General features: G+C 65.1%; 1 protein-coding gene. It reads right to left on the bottom strand.

What is annotated here, in order from left to right:
* On the bottom strand, nucleotides 1-1,219 hold a 1,219-nt coding region (locus tag EN969_RS31140), incomplete at its 3' end, for a ribonuclease R family protein (RefSeq protein WP_127419738.1).
* Nucleotides 1,220-1,379: the final 160 nt, after the last annotated feature.

Raw genomic sequence — 1,379 nt, 5'->3', positions numbered from 1 at the left:
GTTGGTAGGCGAGCTTTGCCGCCGACTTCATCATGACGCGATGGAAGGTGTGCCTGAGCTTGCGGCCCTCGGCCGAAAAGATCATGCGCACTGCCAATGCCGGCCGGTCCTGGCCCTCGCGCAGCGAGCAGAGATCGTTGGAGATGCGCTCGGGCAGCATCGGCACGACACGATCCGGGAAATAGACCGAGTTGCCGCGCTTCAGCGCTTCGCGGTCGAGTGCAGTGCCATAGCGCACATAGGCGGCGACGTCGGCGATCGCCACGGTGGCAACCACGCCGCCGGGGTTCTTCTCGTCGAGATCCGGCGTGGCGAAGACGGCGTCGTCATGGTCCTTGGCGTCGGCCGGATCGATGGTGATCAGCGGCAGGTCGCGCCAATCCTCGCGGTGATCCAGCGTCGCCGGCTTGATCGCTTCGGATTCTGCGATGACGTCGGCCGGGAAGATATGCGGAATGTCGTGCGCATGGATGGCGATCATAGAGACCGCCTTTTCGCTGGTCAGAGAGCCCAGCACGTTGAGCACCTTGGCTCTCGGCAAGCCGAAACGGGAGGCTCGCGCCGGCTCGACCTCGACCAGGTCGCCATTCTTGGCGCCGTTCTGGAATTCCTTGTCGACGATCAGTTCGGGCTGGCGCCGTTCCACCGGTTCGATACGGAAGGTGCCGTCCTGCAGGATGCGAAAGATACCGAGCACGGCATCGGTGCGCTTTTCGAAAATCTTCACCACCCGCCCGGTGTAGGCGGGGCCGCCCAGGGCGACGTTCGTGTCGTCGGCGGGAAAGGTCTTGGCCAGCACGCGGTCGCCAATGCCGGGCGCCGGTCCACTGCCACTGCGCGACAGGCGGATGGAAACGATGGGCGGCGGCCCATTGGCTGTGTGTTCGGTTGGGCGCGCCAAGAGCACGCCATCGGCATCGCGGTCGAAAATATCGAGGACCGTGACATGGGGCAGGGCACCGACGCGGGCCAGCCCCTTGCGCTCCTTGGTGAGGACGCCTTCGTCCTGCAGGTCGCGCAAAATATCCTTCAGCCAGATGCGGTCGTCGCCGCGCAGCGCGAACGCCTTCGCGATGTCGCGCTTGCCGGCGCGATCGGGATTTTCGGCAATGTAGCGCAGGATTTCGTCACGCGACGGCCGATAGTCGTCCTTGACCTTGGCCCTGGTGTCGGCGGTGCGCGGATCGCCGTGGGTTCTGCCGGTGATCTTGCGCGCCACGCTGTCCTACCCTTTTTTCTTCGCGGCCGGCTTCTTCGCAGCCGGCTTCTTGGCGGCTACTTTCTTGGTTGCCGGAGCTTTGGCCGCGGCCGCCTTGCGGAACGGCTTCTTGCCGCCGCCGCCCTTGGCTTCCTTCTCGGCAATCAGCGCCAGCGCATCC

The organism is Mesorhizobium sp. M7A.F.Ca.CA.003.01.2.1 (assembly GCF_003998945.1).
Lineage (GTDB): Bacteria > Pseudomonadota > Alphaproteobacteria > Rhizobiales > Rhizobiaceae > Mesorhizobium > Mesorhizobium ciceri.
This window is presented reverse-complemented; position numbering and strand designations above follow the sequence as displayed.